Origin of the sequence: Pilimelia terevasa (assembly GCF_014647915.1) — a bacterium.
In the GTDB taxonomy this organism is placed as follows: domain Bacteria; phylum Actinomycetota; class Actinomycetes; order Mycobacteriales; family Micromonosporaceae; genus Pilimelia; species Pilimelia terevasa.
This window is the reverse complement of sequence record NZ_BMQC01000011.1, coordinates 97,931-119,076: the sequence shown is the minus strand read 5'-3', so window position 1 is coordinate 119,076 and position 21,146 is coordinate 97,931. Positions and strand designations below refer to the sequence as shown.

Genomic DNA, 21,146 nt, shown 5'->3' with positions numbered 1-21,146 from the left:
ATGAAGCGGCCGGTCGTCCACCGCGAACTGCGTGGTGGGGCGACCGGCCGGATTCCTTGGCGTGTTGCGAGGGTCAGATCGGGGGGCGTCGGCCGATGGTGAAGGCCGAGGTGGTTGTCTCGGTGGCTGCGCAGTTGCGGCAGCGGATAGCGGTGTCTTCACCGAGGCCGGTGGTGGACGGCGAGGTGGTTACGAAGTCGACCTCGACGCTGTCGCAGTTCGTGCAGCGCACGGTTTCGCCGTCCAGTGCGAACATGTCGTCGTCGCTGGCGGTCAGGCGGTAGCGGCTGTGCAGTATCCATTCGAACGTTGTGCCGCGCCGGTCGAGCGGGTTTGGGGTGTACACCTCAACGGCGGTGGCGGGCACGTGGATGAGGTACAGGAATACGTAGTTCGGGTCAGCGCTCGCGCGGATGTTGCCTCGCTCGAGCGGCCATTCGGAGTTCTCCTCCCGCCGGTACATCGCCGCGGCGTCCCCGCCGAATTGCTCCTGCAGTTGCCGGCGCAGCTGCGGGACCGTTTTCTCGGGTCCTTCGCCCCACTGCCGGTACTCGGCGGTGAATGCGCCGCCGGGCTCGGCGACGCCGATCATGATTCGTTCACCCATTGCGTGGGCCTCCTGATTTGTTGAGTGGCTGGCCGTGAACCGGCCGGGGATTGGTGGTGGCACGTGGGCCGGGTCAGGTTGGAGGTGGCCCGGCGTGGCCGGCTGGCGAGGCGCAGCGGATGCGCAGGGACAGCAGTTCGCAGGCGTCGGCGCCGAGGACCTCGCGCAGCACGTCCTGGGCCGCGTCGATGGCGGCTTCCCGGTCGCGGCCGACCACGCCGAGGCGCACGCGCGCGTGGGCTTCGACCAGCCCTCCGACCGGTACCGTCAGCGCCTCGAAGGCGCGCTGCACGGCGGTGGCCGTGTCCAGGTCGATGCGCCCTTGCTCGCGCAGCTGGCGAAGTTCGGCGAACAGCGCCTGCTCCCGTTCCCGGCCGACTGTTGTCTGGGTGGCGGCGGCCAGCGTCTTGGCGGTGTCGGCCAGCCAATGCGGGTCCGGGTCCGCCCCGTCGTGGGTGGCGCGCCAGACCCGCCGGAGCAGTTCGGTCCACAGCGACCGCTGCTCAGCGCCGATGATCACCACCGCCGGCCCCCTCGTTCGGCGGGCCGGTGGCGGTCGCGGGGCCGCACCAGCGGACGCCGGTCCACGCAGGTCGTCGGTACCGCGGCCGGGCCGTGCAGGTGCACCCCGCCCCCTGCCGCCTTGGCCTCATACATGGCCAGGTCGGCCTGGTGCAGCAGCAACGGCGGGTGGGAGTAGGCCGTGCCGACGGCCACCCCGATCGACAGACCGAGGTCGACCCACAGATCGGTGCCCAGGGACACGGGCGTGCCGGTGACGGCGGCGTGCACGGCCTCGGCGACCCGGTGTGCCTGGCGCGGGTCGCCGGTGTGGACCACGACGGCGAACTCGTCGCCGCCCAGCCGCGCCGCCAGATCCACAGGCACTGGGCCGAGGTGTTGCAGCCGCGCGGCGAGCGCCTGCAGCAGAGCGTCGCCGGCGCCGTGCCCGTAGCCGGTGTTGACGGCCTTGAGGCCATCGACGTCCAGCAGCAGGATCGCGGTCGGCGCCCGGTCTTCGTGGCGCTGCCGCAGGTGCGCGGTCAGCGCCCGCCGGTTGGGCAGTTCGGTGAGCGGGTCGGTCAATGCCTGCGCGCGCCAGTAGGCGGCGCGCCGGTGCATGCTCCACACGCCGGGGGTCATGGCGATGACGCCGAGCAGCAGGATGCCGAGGCTGGTGAGTACTTGCGCTGTGATGGACACTTGTCGGGCTCCTTGTCTGTTAAGGAGCACCGGGTCGGCCGTGATGCGACCAAGCTGTACGGCCGACCCGGGCTGAAGACCTTCGGAAGAGGGGTGCGCCGGGGGGCGCGGGTCACTCGGCCTGGAAGGTGACCGGCTTGCCGTCGAGCTGGCGGACGCTGCCCTCGCCGGCGAGCTTCTCCAACGCGTTAGCCACCGCGCCGGGTGAGGCGATGTTGTGGGTGCCGTCGTCGGCGTCGTTGACCAGCCGGCAAATCTCGGACACCTTCCACGCCTGGTCCGGGTTGGCGCGCAGCATGGCCAGGACCTCCTCGCGGAGTACTCCCTTGCCGCGCTTGGGCTTGGCCGGTGACCGGCGCTTGCGCCCGCCCGCCTCGTCGGGGTCCGCGTCGCCCTTGCTGTCCTCGCCGTCGCCGTCGCCGTCGGCTGCGGCCTCCGGCGGCTCGGGTGGCGCGACCTGGTCGTCGTCGGGTGCTGCCGCAGGCGAGTCCTCGGCCACCGGCGCCGTGGTATCGGCAGGTGCGGTGGCCGCGGTGGTCTGCTCGCCTTCCGGCTCGGAATCCGCCGCGTCCTCGGCGTCCTCGTCGGTGTCGGCCTCCGCGTCGGGGTCGGGGGTGGTGGTGGGGTTGTCGGCGGTGTCGGGCTCCTGGGCGTCCTCGTCTTCGGCGTTGTCCTCCTCGTCGGCTTGGTCGGTCAGGTCGGAGTCCGGCTCGGGGAGGTTGCCGCTGGTGGAAACGGGGCGGCCTTCGACCAGCGCCCATCGGCCGGAGGCGTCCTTGGTCGCGTCGCCGCGCTTGTGGAGACGGCGCAGGATCGGGGTGACGGTGGAGTAGCCGAGCCCCGCGGCAGCGGCGATCTCGGCGGCCGTGGCGGCCCGGTTCAGGTCCGTCCACATGGCGTGGACGACCTTTTGCTCGGTGGTCATCGGCTCGGTTTGTGTTGGTGACACGGTGGTTGGGTTTCCCTTCTCGTTGGGCGTGGGACTGATCCACGCTTCGTTCGCCAGATCGATCAGGTCGCCAGCGGGGCGCCCGTGGGCAGCTCGCTGGGGAGCGGAAGAGGAACAGGGCGAGACCCGGCGGCTTCGTGGCCGGGCACGGGTCGGCGCCCCGGCATGTGGGCACCGCCATGAAGCGCCGCACGACACCGGACTCGGGGCTTCGAGTGCTGCAGCGGCCGACTTGCGTCGCGGCGCCATGGAGGTGGCGGGCGGCATCGGATGCCGCGGGCTTCCTGGTGCGGCGGTGTCATGCGGTTCGCGTTCCGTCGCCTTGCCGGGCTGGGCTTCCGAACAGCCGGGGGCGGGCGGCGACCCCCGGCTGGGCTCGGTGGTGGTTACTCGGTGGTGATGGTTGGCGGGTTATCGCCGCCGCGATCGAAGGTCATCCGCACCCGGCGGTGCTCGGCCGCGGCGCCGCCGCGCAGCGTTTCCAGCAGCGGTCCGCCGTCCGCGGTGAGCAGAGGCAGCGGTGAGATTCGGAGGTCCAGGTGGACGGCGCCGGCCGCTGCGGCGGCCTCCAGGCTGGGGTACAGGCCGGACAATCCACCGCCAGCCGGGTACACACCGGGGGTGGACATAGGTGGGGCCTCGTTGCTGGACGCGGCCAGGAGCGTCGAGTGCGGTGGCTGGTCCGCGGCCGGCGGGACCTGGGGGTCGCCATTGGACAGCAGGTACACGCCGTCGTTGCAGCCCAGCAGCAGGGCCGGGCCTGCAGGCTCGTTGCCGATCGGGTCGGCGTGGGCCGAGGCGGCCACCGCGTGCTCGGCCAACTCCAGCACTCGGCCGAGCTCGAAGGTGAAGCTCAGTGCCATCAGGTTTCTCCAGTTCTGTGGGTTGGTTGGATGCGCGACGGCGCGGCACCCGCGAGGTGTGCCGCGCCGTTCGTGGTCGGGCTCAGACGGTGAGGGCGAGCAGCCGGGCGTCGGGCCGCAGCCGGGCGAGGTGGGCGTTGGCGGCGGCCAGGTAGGTGATCCGGTCGGTCAGTTCGCCGCTGGCCGGGCGCAGCGCCGTGGAGTCCGCGGCCCGTACCGCGTCGCCGCAGACCGCGGCGGCGGCGTGCAGGTGCTGGTAGGCCGCGTGCCCCGTCTGGTAGGCGTCGACCTCGTACGGGTCGAGTTGCGGGGCGTGGGGTTGGGCGGCGTTGTGCGCGCGCATCGCCAGGATCCGGGGCTGGGCTTCGAAGTCCCGCTGGGCGGCGGCGAGCGGGTACCGGTCGCCGTGCTGCAGGTGCCGACCCAGGTAGTCCGGCCACGCGCCGGCGTTGCGGGTGCCGCGCACGGTGGCCGCCCAGGTGTGGTGGCGGACGGCGGCGGCGATCCCGGCGGCGTGGCGCATCCCGTCGAGGTTCAGCAGCCGCAGCGGCCCGCCGGCGCACCAGCGCGGTCCGCGCTTGCCGGCCCGCCGGTCGATCAAGTCACCGCGCTGCCACACGCGCACGGTGGGCACAGTCCAGAACAGTGCGGTCGCGGTCGCGGTGATCCCGAGCAGGCTCAGGTCCCGGCCGTCGGCGAGCGCGGCGGTCGGGAGGTCCTCGGGCAGGCAGACGATCATGGTGCGGACCGTCGCCGGCACCCGGATGGCTGCGCCGGCAGCGGTGGCAGGCGCGGACGAGGCTGCCGGACGGGGCGACGGCGAAGCGGCCCTCGGGCGCGCGGTGGCATCGGTGGCGAGTGCGGCACGGGCGCGGCTGCCGTAGCGGCCAAGCGGCGTACCAGCCTCGGTGCTGGTCATCGGTGATCGGTTCCCTTCACGAGAGCGCGCCCGATGCCGGGCGCGCGAAGGCGGCCGGACCGCATCGTGCGGTTCGGCTGTTCGGTAGCGCCGTGTCGGCGAGATCGGGCGAGCGCCCGTGACGCGGCATTAATTGCCGCGGGGGTTGCTCGAGATTGAGCAGTGGGTGGAGCGGGTGGTGCTCGGTGGTGCCGGGTGGTGCTGGTGGTTGGTGCGACCCTGCGGGTTCGCTGCGCTGGGCGTCGGGCCGACCGGCTCAGGTGAGCGGGTGGGTGTGTTCGATGCCGTGTCGCGCGGCGGGAGTCCGGGGTGGGACCAGCCTGGGTGGTGCGTGTGGAGTTTGTGTGTGGCCTTGGACGGTACACATGGCCGGTGGCAACGCAACCCCGCCGCCGCACCCAGCGAAAGCCCGTGTGACCTGGGCAAACTCGGGTGCGGCGGCGGTTGCTGCCACCGCGCTGCCACTGCTCTGCCACTGTTGCCACCGCTCTGCCACCGGTGGCATTTCGGACTTAGTCGTCCGGGTGGGTGCTGGGCAGCTCGTGCAGGGCCAGCGGCTTGGTGTGGCCGGGTAGGTGCCACACCGCCTCGTGCGGGGCCGCGGTGTGGGCGGCGACCGCTACCGGGGTCAGCAGCGGCTCGCCGTGCAGCGCGGCGGTGAGCCGGCCGCGGCGCCGGGTGTCGGGGACGTAGAGCAGGAGGGTGCGGGCCACCCCAGTTTCGTGCGCGAGGTCCTCGTAGGCGCCGAGTTTGGCTAGGACCCGGGGCAGCCCTTCGGTGCCGGTGTCGTACTCGAGGAAGAACTCGGTGAGCTGCCCGTGGTGGGTCCAGACGCCGTAGGCGTCGGGTCGCAGTTTGGGTGAGCGGGGCGAGTACACGCTGGTGGCGTGCTGCTCTGACCACCACCGTTGCAGCGCGGCGTCGGGGCAGGTGCGGGCGTGCCCGTACAGGGCAGTGAAGAAGGTGTTGACGCCGAGCAGGTGGCCCAGTCGTGGGGAGCGGACGATCCGGTTGCGCCGCTCCAGGTGGGTGCGGGCGGGCTTGGCGGCCGGGTTGTCCGGGTCCTGCCACGCGGTCGGGTGCAGCAGCGCCCCGAGTGGGCCGAGGGTGTAGCGGTAGGAGCTGGAGGTGGTGTCGGCCATGGGGAGCACGAATCGGGTCACGGCGCCGATGCGGGTCAGTAGCCGCAGCCTGACTTGCGCTGAGCGCAGGCTGGGGAACAGGGCCTGGGTGATCTGTTCGGTCGACAGGATGTAGTGCTCGGTGAGCCAGGACATCAGCAGCCGGTCGCGGACGGTCACGTGTCGCAGGTGGATCAGCGGGTCGACAGCAGGCATGAGCAGGGCCTTTCGGTAGACGGCTAGGACTCGCCAAGGGGGAGAAGACGAACCTCCGGGAGGAGGAGTCTGGGCAGCACGGCCGGCGGCGCCGGCCGGTGGCAGGCCGCCGACCTGCGCGAACGGGGGCAGCGCGCGAGGCTGGGTCGTTTCGTCGGAGATCCGCGTGACGAACCCAGCAGCGAAGGCAGCAGCGAAGGCGGCAACGAATTCGGACACATCGCTGTCTTGCCACTGCAGGTGGCAGCGGGCCGGGACCACCAAGTTGTGCAGTGGTCCCGGCCCGGCGCGGAGCGGTCAGGTGCCGTTGACCGGATCCTGGCGCTCGCGGCGCGCCCGCTCCTTCTGGTGGGCCTCCTTGCGGGCGGCCCGCTCGACTAGGCCGTCGACGGCGGAGCGGTGCTGGGTGGGTACCCGGGAGGCCGCGGACTGGCGGATCGCGGTGACCGCTCCTACGACCGGCGCCGGAGGCAGGGTCTTCATGGTGAACGGCGCGGTCTGCCGGGCGTCGACCACCAACCTTGTGACGGCGGTGTAGGCGTCGAGGTGGGTGAGGTCGTGGTCGTCGAGTTCCGGCATCGTGTGCCTCGCGAGCACCCGCGCATCCTCCGGCGCCACCGAGAAGAACACCTTGTTCCTCGCATTCGCGGAGACTGCCGCGAGCAGTTCCCGGGGGAACTGCGCCAAGTCCTGGTGCGCCAACGTCATCGCGAGCCGGTACTTACGGGCTTCGGCCAGCATCGTGTCCAGCGACCCGGCGAGGGTTAGGAAGTTCTGGGCCTCATCCAAGTAGATGGAGGCGTCCCGCCGCTTCTCGGGTGGCAGTGACGCCCGGGCGGTGGCGGCCTGCCACACCCGCGCCAGAATCAGCGAGCCCAGCAATTTGCTGGTGTCCTCGCCGAGCACGCCCTTGGGAATGCGGACGAGCAGGATGCCGCCGTCGAGGATCTTGCCCATGTCGAACGATGACTTGGGCCATTTCATGGTCCGCTTCACAAAGTCGCGCAGTAGGAATGAGCGAAGCCGTGAAAGGACGGGACCGATTACCTGCGAGCGCAGCGCCGGCGTCATGGCGTCGTACCACTGCCAGAAGCCATCCAACCCGTCGGGGTCGTCCAGGTCGGCGGTCATTTCGGCCCGGAACTGCGGCGAATTGAGCAGCGGTGGGATGTGCTGCAACGTCACATTTGAATGCCGGAGCAGGGTCAGGCACGATACCCGCATCACGTCGTCCATCCGCGGCCCCCACGCCTTGGAAAAGATGGAGGAGAAGATGGCGACGATGTTGTCGACCATCAGGTCGTGATCCGACCCGTCCAAGGGATTCAGGGCGGGCGGGTTGGGCTGGTCGGGGTCGAAGAGCACCACCCGGTCCGCGTGCTTGGGGTCGAGGCGTTCGAGGACGTCGGTGATCAGGTCCCCGTGCGGGTCGATGACCACGGTGCCGCGGTAGGCGTTGATGTCGGCGATGATCTGCCGCGCCAGCAGCGTCGACTTGCCCGAGCCGGTCTGCCCGACCATGTGGGTGTGGTACCGGGAGTCCGCCACCCGCAGCGCGACCTTGTGGCCCCCGACCTCGGCCAGCCCGAGGGGCTTGGTGTCCCGCCCGCCCGTGGGTACCTCCACCGGCGCGGGCATGGCCTTGGCGCGGGCCCGGTCCAGGCCGGGCACCGCGAGGTCCTGCGGCAGCCCGGCCAGCACCGCCAGCTCGGGCGTGCCGAGCAGGAACCCGGCACCCAGGCGGCGGTCGGCGACGGCCCGCACCGGGTGCGGCAGGCGCAGTCGGCGGGCGAGCTGGTTGCGCGCGGAATAGACGGCGAACGCGGACGCGACCGCCGAGCCGATGCCGCCGAGCCGGCGGGTGATCTGCTCCCGCCGGTCCGGGCTCGGCGCGGTCCCGCCGCGGGGTACCGCGGCGACCGCGTAGCGGATGCCGGCCTGCCACAGCTGGCCGCTGCTCTTTTCCAGGATGGCCCGCACGTCGCGGTCCACTCCCGGGTGCCGCGGTCCCGCCGTCGCGGCGCGGCCGGAGGTCGGTGGGCCGGGCAGGAAGATGTCCAGCGCCCCGCGGATCGGGGCGCCCAGGTCGACGCCGCTGGCGGCGGGCTTGCCGGCGCGTAGCCGGCCGGCGGCCCGCCGTGCGCGGGCGTATCGACGTGGCGATGCGGGGCGGGCGAGTACCTGCACGACGGCGTGCTCGTCGTCGCGCAGCCGGCCGGCCGCGGCGATGAGTGGGCGCAGTGGGTCGGCGTCGTGGTCGGTGCTGATGGGCAGCCACTCGGCGTCGGACAGGGCGAGCTGCCCACCCACCGCGGTCATGTTCTCCACGGCGGGCAGCGGATCGGTGGCCTCGTCGGTGGTGGTGACGGCGGCGCCCGGCCAGGCGGCGCGGGCGGCGGCCTCCACCGCCCCCGGCGGCACGGTGCCGGGCACCCACACGCTGATCGTCAGCCGCCGGCCGACCCACAGGTATTCGAAGACGACATGCGGTGTCCCGTACCGCAGGCGCTTGATCCGGGCTGGTCGCAGGATTCCGGCGAGGTTGGCCCAGAACACGCCGGCGCCGGCGGGGTCGACCTGCGGCGGCGGCGCGATCGTGACCTGGCGGGCGCCGTCGACCTGGCGCAGGTGCCGCAGGTTGGCGACCACCCGCACCAGCGTCAGCGCGCTGACGGCGATCAGGGCGAGGGCGCCGAGCAGCCACGGCCGCCCGAGCGCCCACGCCACCGCATCGGCAGCCGCAGCGCCAGGGTCGAGGTGGGGCGGGGCGATTGGCGGTGCGGGGTCCGGGGTCGGCGTGAGCTGGGCAGGGTGGATCGAGGCAAGGGTGTGCATGATGATCTGCTCCAAGCAGGCTCGGGATGTTCAGAGGGGGTCGTCGTCGGCTAGGGAGTCCGGTGACGTCGAAGCGAGATCCGCCTCGGCAGCCGAGGCGACCACTTCCAGGCCGGTGCGGTGGGCGCCGGCGAGCAGGAGGCCCTGCCCGCGCGGGGCGGCCAGCAGGAGCCGCCGCTCCCTGCCGGTCAGACCGAAGGCATCACCGACGGCGTCGATGGCCTGCGGGGACTGGCGCAGCAGCACCGCCGTCGCCGCGTTGGCGACGACCGCTTGGCCGAGGTCGGTGCCCAGCACGTCGGCGGCGTCCTGGGTCGCGATCGTCAGCCCGGTGTTGCGCTTGCGGCCGGCCTTGGCCAGCCGGAACAGGAACTTCGCGCCCTCGCCATCGCGCAGCAGCTGCCATGCCTCGTCGACCACCACCAATCGTCGGACCAGCGGTCGGCGGCTGTTGCCGGGGTCGGGCTGGTAATCCACGGACTGCCAGATCGCGTCCAGCGCCAGCAGGGTGGCGGCGGGGCGCTGCTGGTCGGGGCACTGCCGCAGCGACCACACCGCCAAGTGCGAATCCGTCCGGTGGGTCGACGGCCCGGCGAAAAGACCGGCGGCTGAGCCACTGATCCAGGGCTGCAGGCGGGCCGCCAACTCCGCACCGGCACTGCCGGTGGCGTCGAGCTGGGTGACCAGGTCGGCCAGGAGGGGTGCGGGCCGGTAGTGGGTGGCGGGGTCGGCGGTGATCCCGGCGGCCCGGTAGGTGGCCAGCACCGCCCGGTCCAGTGCCGCGCGCTGGGCGGCGGTGGGCTGCTCGCCGAGCAGCACCGCCACCAAGGTGTGGACGAACAACGCGCGTCGGGTCAGCACATCCGGGCGCCGGTCGCCGGCAGGTAGGTCGAGCGGGTTGACCGTCACCCCGGCCTGCCCCAGCCGGACGATGCGGCCGCCGACGGCGTCGGCCAGGGCGAGGTACTCGTCCTCCGGATCCACTACCGCGACGCGGACGCCGTCGTAGAGGTGCCGCAAGGTCTCGACCTTGACGAAGTACGACTTGCCGGCACCGGACCGGGCCAGGACGACCAAGTTGTAGTTGTCCTGGGTCCAGCGGTCCCACCACACGATCCCCCTGGATGCCGGGTTGACGCCGTAGAGGACCCCGCCGTCGTCGGCCGGCTGGCCGGGAAGCGGCGCTGGCAGGTCCGGCGACTCCAAGGGGAAGGCCGCCGCCAGGGCGCGGGTGTCCATGGTCCGGCGCTGCTGGAGGGCGTCGTGGCCCAGCGGCAGGGTGGTGGTCCAGCCGTGCAGGTGCCGCCACGTCGTCGGCTGCACCTCCAGCAGGGTGGACGCCGCGGCCGCGGTGACCTGCTGGCACGCCACCTGCAGCTCCAGCTCGGTGCGGGCGTGGACCGTGGCGTAGATGCCGACGCGGAACAGCTTGGAGACGCCGCGGGCGAGCTGGGCGGCCAGGTCGGCGGCGTCTTCGGCTGCGGCGTCGACGACTGGGTCGCCGAGGCGGCCCTTGGCGGCGTCGGCGCGGCGACTGCTCTCGTAGCGGGCGCGCTGCTTGCGCAGCCGGTCCGCCGCGATCGGCGCCGGGAGCGGGTCGACGTGGATGGCGACGTCGAGCCGGCCAGGCCACGACAACAGCGGCGCCAGCCACGTTGGCCCGACCTCGGCCGGGTAGCCGGTCACGGCCAGGGTGGCGACGTAGCCATCGGCCACGCGGATGTGCCGGGCAGCGACTTCGACGGGCCCGCACGCGAAGGCCCCCGCTGACCCGGAGTCGGGGGCGGGGGCCTGGGTGTTGGTGGGGCGCCGCAACGGCGCGAACACACTCATGATCGATTCCCTTCTTCGGCGCGAGGGCCGGGTGGTTGGTCAGCTGGTGTCGGCCGCCGGGGCACCGGCGGCGGTGACGGGCCGGCCAGCGGCGGCCCGCTGGCCGGGCAGCGCCGCCCGGTACGGGTCCACGGCCGCGGCCAGGGCGGCGCTGACCGCGCCGGCATCCAGCGCCTGGGCGGTGACCCCCAGGCCGCCCAGCGCGCGGGCGGTGTCGTCGGCGACCCGCCGCGCCGCGTGCCCGTCGGTCTGGGCGCTGCGAGTGACGACCAGGACCTGCCGGCGCAGCGGGTCGCGCCGCTGGGCGAGGTCGGCGAGAAACTGCGCGTGGTCGGCGCACGCCGCCGCGAGCTGCGGGTGCGGAAGCCGGCGCGCCCGGGCGGCCAGGCGCTTGGCGCGGGCGGTCAGGTCGACCGGCTGGGCGGACACCACGATCTGCGCCGGCCCGGTCAGGGAGTTGAGCCACCGGCCGAACCCGTCGACCAGAGCGGCCTGCTCGTCCGTCGTGCGCAGCGCCAGGTTGACCGTGGTGGTCGCGGTGATCGCCGCCGTGCCGTCGGGCAGACGGATCTGCCCGTCGCGGTCGATGGCGTCGGCGGGCAGCCGCAGCGGTGCCGGCCCCGCCGTCGCGCCGGTGGCGCTGGGCGCCCAGCCGGGCAGGTTGCCCGCTGCCGGCGGCGCCGTGGCGAGGGCCTTGGGTGCGCGGCGGTGCCGCAGCGCGTGGGCCAGCCACACGTCCAAGGGCAGCCCGTCGCGGCGGCCGACGGCCAGGCCGAACGCCAACCCTGCCCACACGATGCCTGCACCGGTCAGGACCGGCATCGGCACCGTGTGGCGCAGCGATTGGAACAGGCCGTAGAAGATCACGGCGGCGACGGCGAGGATCGCCAACTGCCGGAACGTCAACCCGTAGAGGATCTTGTCGGGTGCGTCGACGTCGGACGTGATCCGCGCGCGGACCTCGGGTGTGTCGGTCTTGTCGGGCATGAGGGTTACCGTCCTTTCAGGCCGGGGATGACGCGGCTGGCCTGCTGGACCACCGCGATGCGGAACACGCCCCCGACGACCGTGCGGCCGGACGCGGCCGGCGAACGCACGTGGCGGGCGACCAGGCCGGGGATCTTGATGACGGTCCAGAGCAGGACCACCACGATCAACAAGTTGATGAGGGTGGTCGGCTGGCCGGGTAGGCCGAGGTTGGGTAGCAGCACCTTGGGGTCGGTGAGCATCCAGGCCCCTGCCTGCAGGACGAACGCCTGCAGGCAGGGCACGGCCAAACATCCGGCGAAGCTGCGCCACCACAGCCTGGCGACCGGGTCGGTTTGCGGCAGCGCATGCATCGCCAGGGCGATCGGCGCGAAAGCCGCGAGCACGATCAGGATGCACAGCCGGGCGATCGTCTGGAACGCCGCGATGCACGCCAGCGTCACGACGAGCACGCCGATCAGTACGAACAGCAGCGCGGTGGCCGGACCCCCCGCGAGTGCCTCGACGAGGTGTCGGCGCATAGCCGCCACCGCCCCGGCTTCGGTGCCGGGCTGTTGGGAGAAGCTGAACGTCAGCGCGTTGGCCAGGTCGATCGCCAGGGTGCAGATCAGGGGTGAGAAGTGCGCGCAGATGAACCCCACGACAAGGCGCGGGAGTAGGTCCTTGACTTCGTAGCGGGCGCGTTCGCTGCCGCCGGAGAACATGGTGATCGCGCCGGCGGCGAGGAACGCCAGGACGAAGACGGTGTCGACGACCCACACCGACTTGCCGGTCAGCGCCTGCACCTGCGGCAGGCCGGTGACGTTCGGGATGACGAGCAGGATCTTGGTCAGGGCGGCGACGATCGCGTCGAAGCCCGCCAGCAGCATCTCGGCGAGGCGTTTGAGGATGCCGTCGAGGAAGAAGCCCATGACGCATCAGCCGCCGACGATGCCCTTGACCACCCCGAGCAGCACCGGCGCCAGCACGGCAAGGCCGTAGCCGATGCAGGCGTTGCGCAGGGCGGCCTTGGCCCGCTCCACCGCACTGGGGTCGCCGCCTGCGGTGGCCCAGTAGACGCCGGCGAGGACGAGGAAGAGGGTGGCGATCGCGGCGAGCAGCCCCATGACCCAGGACTGCAGGTTCGCGATCACCTGCGGCAGCGTGTTGGCCGCCAGGACCGCGGTGCCGTCGCCGGGGTCGGCGTAGGCGGCCTCCGGTACTGCCACGGCGAGGGCGATCGCGGTGCCGTGGGCGGCCACGGCGCGCACGCCTGGCCTGTGGATGAGGCTGTGGATAAAGGTTCGCATGGCAGACACCTCCGGCCCCACCGCGCAGGGCGGGGCGAACAGGGGAAAAGGGAGGTAGCCGCCGGGGCCGGCGCCGGAAGGCGAACGCGTCGCAGGTGGGGCGCGAAGCCCGGAGAGGAACTCGTCCTCCCCTCGAAGGGTGTGTGCTTGGCGATGAGGTGTCAGCGCATCGATAGGCGCGGCACCCGGGATCACGCCAACCCGCGAGGCGTCTTGGTCCGACACCGGGCAGATCCCCGGCGGCCAGCGAGACCCCGTCGCGTGCGGCTGGCTTGGTGGGCTGGCCGAGCTGGGTGGTCTCGCGTCTACCAATCCGCGTTTGCCATCGCCAGCGAACGCCTTACCGCAGTGGCAGAGCGGTGGCAGCGATGGCAGAGCAGTGGCAAACCGGTGGCAGCGCCGCTGCCACGCCCGGCATTACCGAAATAGCGCCGCTGCCATCGTTGCCACTGCCGACCTATCGGATGATCTGGACACCGGCCCGCCTGGTGCCCCAGGTCGCCGAGCTGTAGGTGGCCAGACGTGGCTGTGGCCCCGGCGAAAGCGCCGGGGCCACAGGGTGGTAGTCGTTCCAGGGGTCAGGTGATCGCGGTCGCGGGTGCGGGTTGGCGGAGCAGCCGGGCGATCCGGCCGGCTGCCGCCTCGGCGGTGCGGCGCCGCTGCCCGCTGCGCCTGGCCGCCACCGTGCCGTGCCGCTCGCGCTCGCCGGGGCCAGCGCCGTCGGAGAGGGCACCCGCACGGATCGCGGTGTGCAGGGCACGGTCGGCGCGCCCGAGGCGCATCCGCAGCGCGTCTACGCTGATCCCCATCCGCGCCGCGTGCGGCTCGGGCGCCTTGTGGCCGAGCCGGATGTCGATCCAGGCGTCGGCGTCTTCCCCGTCGACCACGCCCAGTTCGACGGCCCGCCAGACGAGCAGGTCGGGGTGGGCGACCATCGGCCGCGGGGTCCGCGAGGCGGGCACCGTGTGGTCGATGTCGTCGCGGGGCTCGACGTCCAGGTCCCGGGTCAGCATCGCCCAGGCCGCCCGCCAGGCGGTCATCCGCAGCGTCGGCAGCAGCCCTGCCGCCTGGCGGTCGACACGGTCGCGGACCGCCTCTAGGAGCCCAGTGAGAAGCTCGGCGTCGATGTCGACGGGGTCGGCCTCGGCGAACCGGTCGCGCAGCTGACGCGACATCGCCGCCAACGCCGGGATCGCCATCCCGACCGTCGCCACGACCCACGCGGGCCCGTCCAGCCGGGCGGCCAGGATCAGGCGCCGCCACACCTCGTCGGAGGCGCCGTGCGCCTGGGGGTGGGCCAGCAGCCACGCCCGGACCTGCGGCAGCGGCACCGGCCCTGCGGGCAGCCCGTCGATGTCGGTGCAGTCCAGGCTCAGCGGCGCCGGCTCCGTGGTCAGCAGGTCGAACGCCGTCTCGGCCGCTGACAGCGACGATCCCGCCGCCCAGGCCGCGCTCGTGCCGCCGGCGGCGGTCGGGGTATCGAGGGTGGCGGCGGTTGTCGTGGTCGTGTGCATCGCAGGTGCCCTTCGCAGGTTCGGTGCCGCGGCCAGGTGGCCGGCGGTCAGGCCACGAATTGGGCCAGCCGGCGATGGCACTGCGATGGCACCGCAGGTCAGAGGCCCTTTTCGGCCACACAGACGGCCTCGGCGGCCTGCGATGGCAGCGATGGCAGCGCGATGGCAATGCGATGGCAGACCGCCTCTGACCTGCGTAAACACGCGGCGGAGGATGGGTAGAGCCAGGCGGCGGCTGGCAATCGTGCATGTCGGACACACGAGGTTCTTGACCGCGTTTTGCCACTGCGGGCTGCGATGGCAGCGCCCGGGCCCGCGTGGGTTTGCCATCGCTGCCACTGCTCTGCCATCGCGGTAAGGCGTTCGCTGGCGATGGCAAACGCGGATTGGTAGGCGTCAGCGCATCACCGCCGCGGCGGGAACTCCCACACCGAATGCCTAAGCCCAAGCTGAAGTCCCAGTCCGAGCTCTCGCTCGAGCCCCTGCCCGCCCCCGCGTCCACGTCCGTCGCTGTCGACGGGGTGGATGTGGTGACCGGCGAGCCGCCGGTCCCGATCAGCCTGTGGCGCACCGCCACCACCGACACCGACGTCCCCGACCAGATCGGGGCCCGGCTCGCGGCGGCGATCGTCACCTCCTACGCCAACCCCGGCCACACCGTCGTCGACCGCACCGCCAGCCCGAGCATCCCCGACGCCTGCGCTCAGGCCGGCCGCCGGCACACCACCGACCCCGGGCCAGGCATGGCGGCGCTGGTCGTCGCCGACCGGCCGGCCACCGACGAGGCCACCACGGCGCTGTTCGGTCAGGCGGCCGGGTGGCTGCTGCCCGGCGGCTGCCTGATCCTCGTCGACCCGGCGCTGGCGGGGCCGGTCGATCAGCGTCCGGTCCACGTCACTGCTGCGGCGGTGGGGCTGGATTACTTCCAGCACATCGTCGCGGTCGGTGCCCCCGCCGAGGGCGAGCGGTTCGTGTTCTACCCGACGAAGGCCGAGTTGGCCGCTGCCGCTGACCCAACCGGGTCGGGGCACGTGCGGGTCCACCGCGACCTTCGGGTGTACCTGCGTCGGGCGGGTGAGGCTCATGCCTAGCCGCCGCAACCCAGTCGACCCGGACCGTCTGTCGGTGTGGGCGACCGCGCAGCAGACCCAGCCCGTCCAGCGCCGCGGCCGATACGTACCCGAGCAGAAGTCCCATCCCGCCCGGATGTATCCGGCGACCGCCGCCCACGCGATCGCCACCTACACCGCCCCCGGTGATCTCGTACTGGATCCGATGGCCGGGGTCGGCACCACCCTCGTCGAGGCCATGCACCTCGGGCGGGACGCGGTCGGGGTGGAGTACGAGTCGCGGTGGTCGGACATCGCCGACGCCAACCTGGCGCTGGCTCGTGCTCAGGGTGCGCCGGGTCGTGGTTCGGTGATCCGCGGCGACTCCACCGCGCTGACCCAGCTCCTCCCGTCCGTGCTGCACGGTCAGGTCGCGCTCGTCGTCACCTCGCCGCCGTACGGGTCGACGGTCCACGGGCACGTGGATCCGACCGAAGCGGGCATCGCCAAGCAGAACTACCGCTATGGCGAGGACCGGGGCAACCTGGCCCACCGGTCTACCGAGGCGCTCATCGACGGGTTCACGCAGATCCTGGCCGGCTGCCGGCAGGTCCTGCGCCCGGCCGGGGTCGTGGTGGTGACGGTGCGGCCGTTCCGGCACAAGGGCCCGCTGGTCGACCTGCCGTCTGCGGTCGTCGGCGCTGGCCTGGGTGCCGGGCTGGTGCCGGTGGCGTGGATGCCCGCCTCCCTCGGCGCGGTCCGGGACGGGCGGATCATCGCCCGGCCGTCGTTCTTCCAGCTCGGCCACGTCCGCAAGCAGCGGCTGGTCGGGGTGCCGATGCACCTGATCGCGCACGAGGACGTCATCGTCCTGCGCAACCCCGGCGACCCGACCGCGGGGGTGGTGGCCCGATGACCGCCACCGCTACCGCACGCAGCGCCGCCCCGGCCACCGCGCCGGGGCGGCCCGCGTTGCGGGTCCTGTCGCTGGGTGCCGGGGTGCAGTCCTCGGCGCGTCTCGTGGCGGCCTGCCACGGCCTGGTCGACGCCTTCGACGTGGCCGTGTTCGCCGACACCGCATGGGAGCCCGTCGCGGTCTATGAGCACCTGCTGCGCCTGGAGCGGTACGCCGCTGCCCATCGCATCCCGGTCGTGCGGGTCGGTGCCGGAAACATCCGGTACGACGCCCTGGACCCCAAGCACCGCTTCGCCTCGATGCCCTTGTTCACCTTGTCCCCGGATGGGCGCAAGGGTATGGCACGCCGGCAATGCACCAGTGAGTACAAGGTCAAACCGATCAAAGTGGAAGTTCGGCGCCGGCTCGGCTACCCGCACCCGCGCCGGATCCCGGCTGGCGTGTGGGCGCAGATGGCGATCGGGATCAGCGTCGACGAGATCGGCCGGGCCCGGCCTGCCGACGTGCGCTACATGCGCAACACCTTCCCGCTGCTGGACCTCGGCTGGCGGCGCGGGGACTGCCTGGAGTTCCTGACCCGGCACGGCTTCCCGGGCACTCCGCGTTCGTCGTGCCTGGGATGCCCGTTCCACTCCGACGACTTCTGGGCCGACCTGAAAGCCCACAAGCCGGCGGAGTGGGCGGACGCAGTCGCGTTCGACCGCGCGATCCGCAACGGTTCGGCGCGAGCCAACGCCGCCGGACAGCCCCTGCGCGGACAGTTCTTCCTGCACCGGCAGCGGGTGCCCCTCGACGAGGTCATCCTGCGACCCCGCACGCCGGGCGCCGGCGAAGCCGAGGCGTTGGGGTGCGGTCCGTGGACCTGCCCCCACACCCCGGCCACAGGTCGGGGGGTGGCGTGAACAGTGACGCCCACACCCCAACCACACGCCGGCCGCGGGTCGGGTCGCTGTGCTCCGGCTACGGCGGCCTCGACTTGGCCGTCGAGCTGGTGCTGCGCGGCGAGCTGGCCTGGTACGCCGAAACCGACCGGCACGCCAACCGGGTCATGGCCGCCCGCTGGCCCGGCATCGGCAACCTCGGCGACATCCAGCACATCGACTGGGGCACCGTGCCCCGAGTCGACGTGCTCACCGCCGGGTTCCCGTGCCAGGACATCTCCAACGCCGGCGGCCGAACCGGGATCAGCGGGCCGAAGTCCAGCCTGTGGGGATCAGTCGCCCACGCCGTTGGCGAGCTTCGACCCAGCCTCGTGTTCGTGGAGAACGTCGCCGCCCTACTCCGGCGAGGCCTCGACGTCGTCCACCGTGATCTGGCCGCGCTCGGGTACGACACGCGATGGACATGCGTACGCGCATCCGACGTCGGAGCACCGCACCGGCGGGACCGGCTGTTCCTGCTCGGCCACCACCGAGACCAGCCCTGGCTCGGCGCGGACGCTGCCGACGCCGTGCGCCCGAGACGGCAAAGGGCCAGGCCACCAATACGGCCTGCCCGACCTGATCGAGGGGGGCCGGCACAGCGGTCAGCTACTTCCGACGCCGACCGCCGCGGCGTACGGGTCGAACCGTAGCCCGTCGCCCGGGGCGACCCGTCGGCACAGCTTGAACACGCTCGCCGGGTTCCTCCCGGCGTGCGCGTCCACGCCGGCCGACGGGCTGCTGCCGACGCCGCGTGCCAGCGACGGGGTCAAGGGCAGCCCGGGTCAGCGGGGCCGGCGCGGGGACCTGACCCTGCCGTCGGCATCGGTGCGGCTGCCGGTCCTTCCGACACCGCGCGCGTCGGATGGGCGGGGGCCGGGCCGGCACGGCACCGGCGGCCCGGGCCTGCGGACCACGGTGGCCAGCGCCGCGCACGAGCGGGCGTGGGGCATCTACGCGCAGGCGGTCGCCTGCTGGGAGCTGCTGCTCGGGCGGTCGGCGCCGGCGGCGACGCAGACCGGTCGCCACGGCAAGCCGGTCCTGGCCCCGCCGTTCGTCGAGTGGCTGATGGGTTTGTCGGCCGGCTGGGTCACCGAGCTGGACCTGCCGCGGACCCGGGCGCTGCACGTGCTCGGCAACGGGGTCGTTCCCGCCCAGGCGGCGCTCGCGTTGCGGCTGCTGCTGTGCCCGACCCGGTGGGAGCCGTTCCCGTGAGCGCGGCCTCGCCGGCCGGGGGTGGCGACCCCCTCGCGGCGTTCCGACATGGGCAGGTGGGGCCGGTGCGGCTGCTGCGCGGCGACGCCGTGCAGGTGCTGGCGGCGATGCCGCCCGCGTCGGTCGACTGCGTGGTCACCTCACCGCCGTACTGGGGACTGCGGGACTACGCGCCCACCGGCAGCCAGCCGGGCGAGGTCCCCTACGGGCTCGAGCCCAACGTTGACGAGTACGTCGACCGGCTGGTCGCCGTGTTCGCGCAGATCCGCCGGGTGCTCAAACCGGACGGTACGGCGTGGCTGAACCTGGGCGACGGCTACACCGCCGCCGACCGGCACACCCCACCCGTAGTAGGTAAGGAAGGAGAAGAAGGAAAGAGGCTGCCGGCGAAGAACCTCGTCGGCGTGCCCTGGCGTACCGCGCTGGCCCTGCAGTCGGACGGCTGGTGGATCCGCAACGCGATCGTCTGGGCAAAAACCAACCCGATGCCCGAATCGGTGCGTGATCGCCTGTCCTGTACCTACGAGATGTTCTTCCTGCTCACCGCGTCGGCCAGGTACTGGTTCGACCTGGATCCGATCCGCCAGCCGCTGCTGCGCCCCGAGGCCGCCGACGGCAGCAGGGTCTTCGGCGGTTCCCGCAAGGGCGCCACAGGTGGGATCGGCGCGACCGCACGACGCAGGGGCGCTAGTAAATACAGTGTCGGCTCCGTGATGCCCCGCGCCGGGGCGGTCAACCTCGCCCCGACCGGTAGCCGGCACACCGCCGCGCACCCGCGCGGCAAGAACCCGGGCGACGTCTGGTTGCTGGCCACGCGGCCGTACCGGGGGGCGCACGTCGCGCCGTTCCCGGTCGACCTGCCGATGCGGGCGATCGCGGCCGGCTGCCCACCCGGCGGCATGGTCCTGGACCCGTTCTCGGGAGCTGGGACCACCGGCCTGGCGGCGCTGCAGCTCGGCCGCTCGTACGTCGGCATCGACACCGTCGGCGCCTACCACGACGAGGCCCTGCTCCGGCTACGCCCGCACCTGCCAGACCCCCACCAGTAGAGGAGCCCCTACCGCACCACACTGCACACCTTTGAAGGCCCCGGCGGCGAGCGCGGTGACGCGCTGCCGGCGGGGCCTTCTTCCCGCCACAGCCCAGGAGGCCGATCCGATGTCCCTGTTCACCAACGCCTGGCACTGGATGGCGGCGCGGACGTGGCGGCGTCGCCGCGCCGGCCCGAACGGCCGGCTGCCGGTGGCGCTGCTGCGCCAGCTCGGCGCCGACGCACCCGACACCGGCTTCACCTTCGCCGAGGAGGCCCACCACATCCATCGCAGCGGCCGGCCCCTGCTCCCGCAGGGCCGCCGCCGCGGCGAGCCGATCCCCGCCGTCCGGCCCGGACCGCAGATCGGCCCGTTCCGCCACCTCTGTAGATCCCTTCCCCCGTCGGCCGGGCCGGCATCTGGTTGTTGCGGATGCCGGCCCGGCCGCCTTCTTGACCAAGGAAGTCGCATGCTGTCGAACCACCTACCAACTCCCGATCCCCGTGCGCTCGGCAACGGTGCCGTCCCGGCCCCGGGCGGCCGACCGCGGCGTACGGCGCCCGAGCCCCGGCCGGCGGCGGCCCGGACGGCCGGGCGCCGGTCCGGATGGCGTGAGGTCGATCGGTGACCCTGCGGGTCGTGCCGGTCACCTTCGCCCAAGCCGTCGCGTTCATCGACGACTGGCACCGCCACCACCGGCCACCCCGGGGCCACAAGTTCTCGCTCGGCGTGGCTGACGGCGACGTCCTGGTCGGCGTCGCCGTCGTGGGCCGACCCGTGGCCCGGCTCCTCGACGACGGCCAGACCTTGGAGGTCACCCGCGTCGCCGTCGCCGACGGCGCGCGCAACGCCTGCAGCCTGCTGTACGGGGCGGCATGGAGGGCGGCGAAGGCGATGGGTTACCGCCGGCTGATCACCTACACCCAGAACGGTGAATCGGGCGCGAGCCTGCGCGCGGCCGGTTGGCAGGTCGTCGCCTCCCGGCCCCCGACCGCCGGCTGGTCGCGGCCCAGCCGCCGCCGCGCCGACCACGGTGTCGACGGCATCGCCCGCCGACGCTGGCACGCCCCAGCGACCTGACCCCGCTGTCGGCGCTGATCGAAAGGAGTCCACCGGAGCACGGCCCGCCCGCAGCGCGCCCGCGCCAACGGCAGCACCACCTCGCACCAACACCCCCTTCATCAGGCCGGCCCCGGGATCCGCGACGTCGCGGATCCCGGGGCCGGCCATCTTCGTCTCTCAGGAGCTTTGTATGCCTTCCGACGACAACACCAACTCCCGCACCGGCCGTTACGCCGGTTCGCACCGCAAGACCAGCCGCTGGCAGCTGCGCCGGACCACCACGACCGAGACCGTCACCAGCGACCGCGCCGGTAAGTCCGGCGCGAGCGGTGGGCGGTCGACCCGGTGGACGGCGCAGGAGATCCGGGCGCTGGGTGTGTCTACCGACCTGCAGACCGCGGCGTCCATCCTCGGGCTGCAGCCGCTGTCGGCGTACCCGATCAACGCCCGGGGCGCGTTCCCGGTGCCGGTGATCAAGGTCGGTGGCCGGTACCGGGTGCCGGTCGCGCCGATCCTGGACCTGCTCGGCCTGGCCCGCTGGCCCGCCCAGTCCTGAAATTCCCCACCACTGGTCCGCCGGTGGCACCCAAGAACCGCGACGGCTTTCCAGCCGCGCC

22 protein-coding genes are annotated in these 21,146 nt (G+C 72.8%); 9 read left to right on the top strand and 13 right to left on the bottom strand.

Annotated features, from left to right (window positions below; all coding sequences use genetic code 11):
• Positions 1-73 precede the first annotated feature (73 nt).
• From IEY75_RS15700 to IEY75_RS15645, 12 genes are all read right to left on the bottom strand, one after another.
• Entirely contained in the window at positions 74-607 is a 534-nt protein-coding gene (locus tag IEY75_RS15700; RefSeq protein WP_189115105.1) for a hypothetical protein, read from the bottom strand.
• Positions 608-680: 73 nt separating this feature from the next.
• On the bottom strand, positions 681-1,130 hold the full coding sequence (locus IEY75_RS15695; protein WP_189115104.1) for a hypothetical protein: 450 nt from the start codon (positions 1,128-1,130) through the stop codon (positions 681-683).
• A complete protein-coding gene (locus tag IEY75_RS15690; protein WP_189115103.1) occupies positions 1,124-1,810 on the bottom strand; it encodes a GGDEF domain-containing protein in 687 nt (228 codons plus the stop codon). The genes IEY75_RS15695 and IEY75_RS15690 overlap by 7 nt, the downstream gene beginning before the upstream one ends.
• Positions 1,811-1,922: 112 nt before the next feature.
• Positions 1,923-2,735, bottom strand: a complete 813-nt coding sequence (locus IEY75_RS15685; protein WP_189115102.1) for a hypothetical protein — start codon at positions 2,733-2,735, stop codon at positions 1,923-1,925.
• Positions 2,736-3,145: 410 nt separating this feature from the next.
• Positions 3,146-3,622, bottom strand: coding sequence for a hypothetical protein (locus tag IEY75_RS15680; RefSeq protein WP_189115101.1), 477 nt, complete (start codon positions 3,620-3,622; stop codon positions 3,146-3,148).
• A gap of 82 nt (positions 3,623-3,704) precedes the next feature.
• Positions 3,705-4,361, bottom strand: coding sequence for a hypothetical protein (locus tag IEY75_RS15675; protein ID WP_189115100.1), 657 nt, complete (start codon positions 4,359-4,361; stop codon positions 3,705-3,707).
• Positions 4,362-5,053: 692 nt separating this feature from the next.
• Positions 5,054-5,878: a replication-relaxation family protein gene (locus tag IEY75_RS15670; RefSeq protein WP_189115099.1), complete on the bottom strand. Its 825-nt coding sequence runs from the start codon at positions 5,876-5,878 to the stop codon at positions 5,054-5,056.
• 297 nt (positions 5,879-6,175) lie between these two features.
• Positions 6,176-8,713, bottom strand: coding sequence for a DUF8128 domain-containing protein (locus tag IEY75_RS15665; RefSeq protein WP_189115098.1), 2,538 nt, complete (start codon positions 8,711-8,713; stop codon positions 6,176-6,178).
• Positions 8,714-8,743: 30 nt separating this feature from the next.
• Entirely contained in the window at positions 8,744-10,546 is a 1,803-nt protein-coding gene (locus IEY75_RS15660; protein ID WP_189115097.1) for a VirB4 family type IV secretion system protein, read from the bottom strand.
• Positions 10,547-10,585: 39 nt separating this feature from the next.
• Positions 10,586-11,533: a PrgI family protein gene (locus IEY75_RS15655; protein WP_189115096.1), complete on the bottom strand. Its 948-nt coding sequence runs from the start codon at positions 11,531-11,533 to the stop codon at positions 10,586-10,588.
• Between the two features lie 5 nt (positions 11,534-11,538).
• Positions 11,539-12,444 (bottom strand): TrbL/VirB6 family protein, encoded by a 906-nt coding sequence (locus tag IEY75_RS15650; RefSeq protein WP_189115095.1) that lies wholly within the window; start codon positions 12,442-12,444, stop codon positions 11,539-11,541.
• 6 nt (positions 12,445-12,450) lie between these two features.
• Entirely contained in the window at positions 12,451-12,822 is a 372-nt protein-coding gene (locus IEY75_RS15645) for a pilin (protein WP_189115094.1), read from the bottom strand.
• Positions 12,823-13,190: 368 nt separating this feature from the next.
• Between IEY75_RS15645 and IEY75_RS15640 the strand changes: the two genes are divergently transcribed.
• On the top strand, positions 13,191-13,334 hold the full coding sequence (locus IEY75_RS15640; protein WP_189115093.1) for a hypothetical protein: 144 nt from the start codon (positions 13,191-13,193) through the stop codon (positions 13,332-13,334).
• Positions 13,335-13,400: 66 nt separating this feature from the next.
• Here IEY75_RS15640 and IEY75_RS15635 read toward each other — a convergent pair whose 3' ends face one another.
• Entirely contained in the window at positions 13,401-14,336 is a 936-nt protein-coding gene (locus tag IEY75_RS15635) for a hypothetical protein (RefSeq protein ID WP_229789751.1), read from the bottom strand.
• A gap of 530 nt (positions 14,337-14,866) precedes the next feature.
• On the opposite strand from IEY75_RS15635, the gene IEY75_RS15630 reads away from it, so the two are divergent.
• The 8 genes from IEY75_RS15630 (at position 14,867) to IEY75_RS20970 (ending at position 21,085) form a co-directional block, all read left to right on the top strand.
• Complete coding sequence (locus IEY75_RS15630) at positions 14,867-15,427, top strand: hypothetical protein (protein WP_189115092.1); 561 nt, start codon at positions 14,867-14,869, stop codon at positions 15,425-15,427.
• Complete coding sequence (locus tag IEY75_RS15625; protein WP_189115091.1) at positions 15,420-16,301, top strand: TRM11 family SAM-dependent methyltransferase; 882 nt, start codon at positions 15,420-15,422, stop codon at positions 16,299-16,301. The genes IEY75_RS15630 and IEY75_RS15625 overlap by 8 nt, the downstream gene beginning before the upstream one ends.
• Positions 16,298-17,203, top strand: coding sequence for a hypothetical protein (locus IEY75_RS15620; RefSeq protein ID WP_229789750.1), 906 nt, complete (start codon positions 16,298-16,300; stop codon positions 17,201-17,203). The genes IEY75_RS15625 and IEY75_RS15620 overlap by 4 nt, the downstream gene beginning before the upstream one ends.
• On the top strand, positions 17,200-17,874 hold the full coding sequence (locus IEY75_RS15615) for a DNA cytosine methyltransferase (RefSeq protein ID WP_189115090.1): 675 nt from the start codon (positions 17,200-17,202) through the stop codon (positions 17,872-17,874). Before IEY75_RS15620 ends, IEY75_RS15615 begins: the two co-directional genes overlap by 4 nt.
• A 31-nt stretch (positions 17,875-17,905) precedes the next feature.
• Positions 17,906-18,436: a hypothetical protein gene (locus IEY75_RS15610; RefSeq protein WP_189115089.1), complete on the top strand. Its 531-nt coding sequence runs from the start codon at positions 17,906-17,908 to the stop codon at positions 18,434-18,436.
• Positions 18,433-19,485, top strand: a complete 1,053-nt coding sequence (locus tag IEY75_RS15605) for a DNA-methyltransferase (protein ID WP_229789749.1) — start codon at positions 18,433-18,435, stop codon at positions 19,483-19,485. Before IEY75_RS15610 ends, IEY75_RS15605 begins: the two co-directional genes overlap by 4 nt.
• A gap of 606 nt (positions 19,486-20,091) precedes the next feature.
• The gene (locus IEY75_RS15600; RefSeq protein WP_189115088.1) at positions 20,092-20,547 is read left to right on the top strand and encodes an XF1762 family protein; all 456 of its coding nucleotides are present in this window, start codon (positions 20,092-20,094) and stop codon (positions 20,545-20,547) included.
• Between the two features lie 172 nt (positions 20,548-20,719).
• Positions 20,720-21,085, top strand: coding sequence for a hypothetical protein (locus IEY75_RS20970; protein ID WP_229789748.1), 366 nt, complete (start codon positions 20,720-20,722; stop codon positions 21,083-21,085).
• The last annotated feature ends 61 nt before the right edge of the window (positions 21,086-21,146 follow it).